This is a genomic window from Massilia sp. P2_C2, from assembly GCF_056404615.1.
This window is the reverse complement of sequence record NZ_JBFUDR010000377.1, coordinates 1-5,152: the sequence shown is the minus strand read 5'-3', so window position 1 is coordinate 5,152 and position 5,152 is coordinate 1. Positions and strand designations below refer to the sequence as shown.

Annotated in this window: 6 protein-coding genes; 1 reads left to right on the top strand and 5 read right to left on the bottom strand. The window is 68.5% G+C overall.

Going from position 1 to position 5,152, the window contains the following annotated elements:
• The coding region (locus tag AC1DYX_RS27495; protein WP_477264817.1) for a chloride channel protein at positions 1-312 on the top strand (312 nt) is incomplete at its 5' end.
• A gap of 1 nt (position 313) precedes the next feature.
• Here the strand turns inward: AC1DYX_RS27495 and yiaA are convergent.
• From yiaA to AC1DYX_RS27470, 5 genes are all read right to left on the bottom strand, one after another.
• Positions 314-739, bottom strand: coding sequence for an inner membrane protein YiaA (gene yiaA, locus AC1DYX_RS27490; RefSeq protein ID WP_477264815.1), 426 nt, complete (start codon positions 737-739; stop codon positions 314-316).
• 82 nt (positions 740-821) lie between these two features.
• Positions 822-1,205 (bottom strand): fluoride efflux transporter CrcB, encoded by a 384-nt coding sequence (gene crcB / locus AC1DYX_RS27485; protein ID WP_477264813.1) that lies wholly within the window; start codon positions 1,203-1,205, stop codon positions 822-824.
• Entirely contained in the window at positions 1,190-1,669 is a 480-nt protein-coding gene (gene moaE, locus AC1DYX_RS27480) for a molybdopterin synthase catalytic subunit MoaE (RefSeq protein ID WP_477264811.1), read from the bottom strand. The genes crcB and moaE overlap by 16 nt, the downstream gene beginning before the upstream one ends.
• On the bottom strand, positions 1,666-4,326 hold the full coding sequence (locus tag AC1DYX_RS27475; RefSeq protein WP_477264809.1) for a DUF349 domain-containing protein: 2,661 nt from the start codon (positions 4,324-4,326) through the stop codon (positions 1,666-1,668). The genes moaE and AC1DYX_RS27475 overlap by 4 nt, the downstream gene beginning before the upstream one ends.
• Before the next feature lie 126 nt (positions 4,327-4,452).
• Positions 4,453-5,076, bottom strand: coding sequence for a hemerythrin domain-containing protein (locus AC1DYX_RS27470; RefSeq protein ID WP_477264807.1), 624 nt, complete (start codon positions 5,074-5,076; stop codon positions 4,453-4,455).
• Positions 5,077-5,152 lie beyond the last annotated feature (76 nt).

Genomic DNA, 5,152 nt, shown 5'->3' with positions numbered 1-5,152 from the left:
ACGCTCGGCAACGCGCTGGCGCCGCTGCTGCACCTGCCGTTTTCCCTGCTGGCCGGCGTCGGTTTCGTGGCCGTGTTCGCGGGCGCGGCAAATACGCCGATCGCCTCGACCCTGATGGCGATGGAACTCTTCGGTGCGGAAACGGGCGTGTATGCGGCCGTCGGCTGCGTGCTCGCGTACCTGTTTTCCGGCCACACGGGCATTTACCGGGCCCAGCGCATCGGCCAGGGCAAGCACACGGCGTTGCCCGACGCGGCGGATACGCGGCTGGCGGACCTGCCCGCGCGGCGCCAGCGGGCGGGCAAGTCGTGAATCAGGCCTGTTGCGCGGCCGGGACGTCGTCCGCCGCGGCCAGGTCGCGCACGTTCTTCTGCACGGCGACGATGGCGAACAGCGTGAGCACGAACGACATCGCATAAAAGCCCTTTTCGCTGGGCATCAGCGTGGCATTCCACAGCCCCACCGTCAGCAGTCCGACGGCTGTGATCAGCGACATCCAGCAGATACCGACGTACATGCCCGTGACGGACAAGCCTTCGGCACGGTCGCGCACGGTCTTTTGCAGGGACACGGCGGCGAAGCAACCGTACAGCAGAATGGAGAGGTAATACCCCTTTTCGTTGAGCTGCATCTGCGCATTCCACAAGCCGATGAGGTAGGCGGCGATGCCGACAATCATCGCGCTCCAGGAGGCGCCCACGAAGGCGGGGCTTGGGCGGGCGGACGTGTGCTGGTTCATGGCGGTCTCCGATGAGTGAAAACTGGACTTTGCCAGAGTGCATCGGGCCACACCTTGCGCGCAAGCGAACGCCGGTGAGGTATCAGGCAATGGCACGCCAGGTCGCATATCCCGCGACGCAAAAGCCGATCGAGCCCAGCAGATGCAGCGCCACGTGACCCAGTGCCCAACTGTAATGTCCACGCTGCAGCAACACCATCGCTTCGCCGGAAAAACTGGAAAACGTCGTCAAACCGCCGAGAAATCCGGTAATGACGAACAGGCGCCAGGCCGGCGCCAGCGCGGGCAAGGCGTCGAAGAAACCGAGCGCCAGCCCGATCAGGTAGCCGCCCGCCAGGTTGGCGACGAGCGTCCCCAGCTGGATGTGGGCGTGAAAATGGCCGAGGAAGACGGTCAGGCCCCAGCGCAGCCAGGCACCGAGGGTCGCCCCGACGGCGACGGCGATCCAGCTCAGCGGCTGGCCCACTTGGCCCGCGCCGCGTCGTCCGTCACGCGCGCATCGACCCAGCGCGCGCCGTTCGGCGTCTGTTCCTTCTTCCAGAACGGGGCGTCGGTTTTCAGGTAATCCATGATGAATTCGCAGGCCGCGAACGCCTCGCCCCGGTGCGCGGCCGTGCAGGCGACGAGGACGATCTGGTCGAGCGGCCGCATTGGACCGACGCGGTGAATCACGAGGACGCCATACAGCGGCCAGCGGGCGCGCGCCTGTTCGACGATGTCGTGCAGCGCGCGTTCCGTCATGCCGGGATAATGCTCAAGCTCCAGTTCGGCCACGCTGTCGCCGTCGTTCATGTCACGCACGGTGCCGACGAAACTGACGACGGCCCCCACGCGCGCATCGCCCGCGCGCAGCCGTGCGATCTCCGTGCCGAGGTCGAAATCCGTGGTCTCGACGCGGACTTCCGTGACGTTCCTTACTTCGTTGCTCACTTACCCTCCCTGGCCAGGCGCAGCGCGAGCTGCTCGATACGGGACGCCGTGCGCGCGTCCACGAACGCCGGCAGCGCACACAGGTCGCGCAGGCGCGCCGTGGCGCCATCCTGGGCACCCCGGACGCCGTGCCCGGACTTGAGCGACGACTGCAGCACTTCGACCTGCAGTTTCAGGCGCTCGCGCGCGAATTCCGGACCGCTGTCGATGCCGGCGCCGATCTCCAGGCGCAGCAACTCGTGCAGCAGGGCGTCCCGGTTGCCTTCCAGCTGGCGCGCATACGCGGCCCGCGCCTCCGGACCGCCGCGCAGCGCGGCCAGCGCGGCATCGAAGCGGGTGCGCAGCACGCGTTCCATATCGGCGTCGAGGGCCGACAACGCGGTCCAACGCGCGTCCCAGTCGGTATCGCCCGCGCCATCCTTTACTACGGCCTGTTCCAGTTCCTGAACGAGGCGCAGCTTGTCGCGCAGCATACCCGCCTGGGCGACGCCGGCGGCGCGGCGCACCTGGTCGACATGCTGCTGCACGAGCGCGACGGCCGCATGGTAGCGTTTCTCCACCCGGGCCTCGTGGGCGCGCGGCACGGGACCGATCGCCTGCCACTCGGCCTGCGCTTCGCGCAACAGCTTCGCGGCCGTGGCCGGGGTGACGTCGGCGGCAGATGCTTCGAGGCGCGCGCTGATGGCTTCCTTGGCGGCCTCGTGGGCGCGGCGCTCGATGTCGGCCTCGTGCATCGATTCCTTGCGACGATGGAACACCTCGTCGCAGACCGCGCGGAAGCGCTGCCACAGCGCCTGTTCGCTCTTGCGTTCGAGCGGCAACGCGCGTGCATGGTCCTGCCAGCGCTGCTGCAGCGCGCGCATCGTGTCGATCGCGTGGCGGTCGTGCGGATCGATCGCGGCCGCTTCCTCGATGATCGCCTCGCGTTCGGCCATCTCGGCCTTGCGCTGTTCTTCCAGCGGTCCCTGCAGAATGTTCAGCGCATCCGTGAACAGCGCGTCCAGGCGTTTCTTTTCCTTGCGGTCGATGGCGCCCAGGTGGCTCCACGCCAGGCGCAGGCGCTGTACCGTGCCGGCCACGTGTTTCCACTCGACGCTGCCGTCCTGCAGACGCGCGATCTCGGCCTGCGCTTCCTCGACGATGGCCTGGCCGCGCGCCGCGTTCGCATGGCGCTCGTCGGCCAGGTGGCGGAAGTGGGCGGCGGCCGGCGCATACGCGGCCGTGCAGGCGGCATCGAAGCGTTCCCACAGGCTCTTCGGCGCAGCGCCGGACAGGCTGTCGAGCGCCTTCCAGCGGTCGCGCATGCTGCCCACCTTCTTGGCCAGCTCGCTCATCGCCAGGTTTTGCGTGGGCAAGGCCTCGACGGTCTTGATGAGTTCCTCGCGCGACACGTTGCCGCCCCAGCGCGCCCAGTCGGACAGGCGCTTGAGCTCGGCGCGCAGATGGGCCAGGCGGTCGGACTGGGCGGCGGTGAGGCGCATGCCCTTCTCGCGCACCTCCTTCAGCGTCTTGTCGTGGTCGGCGGCGGCACCCAGCGAACCCTGTTGCAGGGCGGCTTCCATCGCCTCCATCGTGTCGAGGAAATGCTGGTCGGCACCGCGCGGTTTGCCATCCTTGCTGCCGTCCCGGTGCGTATCCTTGCCGGCGCCCTTGCCGCCGTGGGCACCGTCCGGCGCGGCGGGCCTGGCCTCCCGTGCTTCTTTCGGCTTGCGCGGCTCCGGCTGCGGCAGCGACGCCAGCAGAGCATCGAAGCGCCGTTGCAGTCCGGCGGCCTCATCCCCAGGGGGCGGCACCGGCAACGCTTTCCACTCGCGCCGCAGCGTCTCGGCGTTCAGTTCGGCAACCGGTTTCGCCTGCTGGGCATCGAGGAAGGCCGCGCATGCCGCCAGCGCGGCCTGGCCGGCTTCCTGCACTTCGAGGGTCGCCCGCAGCTTCTGCATTCCGGCGGCGAACTCGGCCACGAGCGCGCGCGGCAGCGACGGATGCTCGGGCGCGCGCAGCGCTTCTTCCTGTTCCTGCGCCAACGCATCGAGACGCTGCGCCAGCTCGACGGCCGGCAGACCCGCGCCTTCCAGCTGGCGCAGCGCGGCCACACGGTCGATCATGGCGCGCTGCAGGGCCACCTGGGCTTCCAGGCGCTGGGCCAGCGCGGCGCGCGCGGTCTGAAACGCGGCGTCGAGTTCGGGTGCGGAGATCACGGACCACTTACGGTCCAGCTCGGCAACGTGGTTCGGCGTCAGCAGGGCTTCCTTGAGGAGGGCTTCGGCCTGCCCGACGGCGGCTTCGGCGCGGCGGTGCTCAGCTTCACGGTGGCGGTACGCATCGAGGCGCGACTGCATCAGCTTGGCGACGCGGCGATCCATGTTGCGCATCGCGGCATGGATGCGCTCGAGCCGCTCCGGGCTATGGACGAGGTCAGCAGCGGCCAGCCGCAGCTCGGAAAACTCGCATTGCAGGATGAATTCCACCGCAGCGGCTTCGTCATCCCCGATGCGGCTCAGCTTTTCAGCCTGGGCCGTGCGTTGATGGGTGTTCGCAGGTACGGACGGCTCGGCTTGCGCTCCCGCCGGCGCACCCTGCGCTCCCTGCGCGCCCTTTCCGGCCGGCTTGGCACCCGACTTGTTGTCGCCCGGCCGCTTGAATAGGAACTCGAACATGATGAAATCGCACTTCCAAAATCGCCATCATAGCAAAGAACCCTGATGGCCTCGTGACGCCAGCCCTGCGCGTGCGTACAACATGTCCGTTCATGCCCATTCACTCGTGATGCATGGCGCCGGATGTCAGTGGGCAATGGTCAACATCGTATGCCGCCGTGCGGACTCGGGTTGCAACGGATCGTGTCCCTGCACCACATGGCCGGCAGGCCCGATCAGTTCGTGATCCGGGCGCCGCGGGCCGGCACGGCGTTCCTGCACATAAGCATCGTGGGCCAGCATCTGGTTGGCGATCGCAAACCAGGCATCGCCCCCGACGGCGCCGCGCGCCAGCGGGAACAGCTCGTGCTCTTCCCGCTCCAGCCGGCGACGCAGGGCCGCGACGCAGCCTTCGATGGCGCCGCAGAACACGTCACGCGGCACCGGACGATCGGCCGCGCCGACGCACGCTTCGGCCACGTCCATCGCGGCGGCGGCCTGGCCGCTCAGGCGTTCGAGCTCCGTCAGCAACCCGTCGGCGGCCGCCGTACTGCGGCGCAGGACCGGCACGAGGAATTTGTCCAGCTTGCGCCAGTGACAGTTGTCGTACGCCTGGCGCAGCGCGGTACACAACTGGGCCGCGCGGCCGGCGGCCAGGGTGCTGAAGTCGCCCGGCAGCGCGCGCAATTCATCGAGCAGCGACTGCAGGGCCGCCCGCACCGTCGTCTGTTCGACGGACAGGGCGACGAGGGTATAAGTCGATGTCAGCATTCGGTCTCCACCATTCTCACGAGTCAGTTCGACATATCCGCACCCGTCAAAGACCACCCGGCCGCCTGGCGAGCGC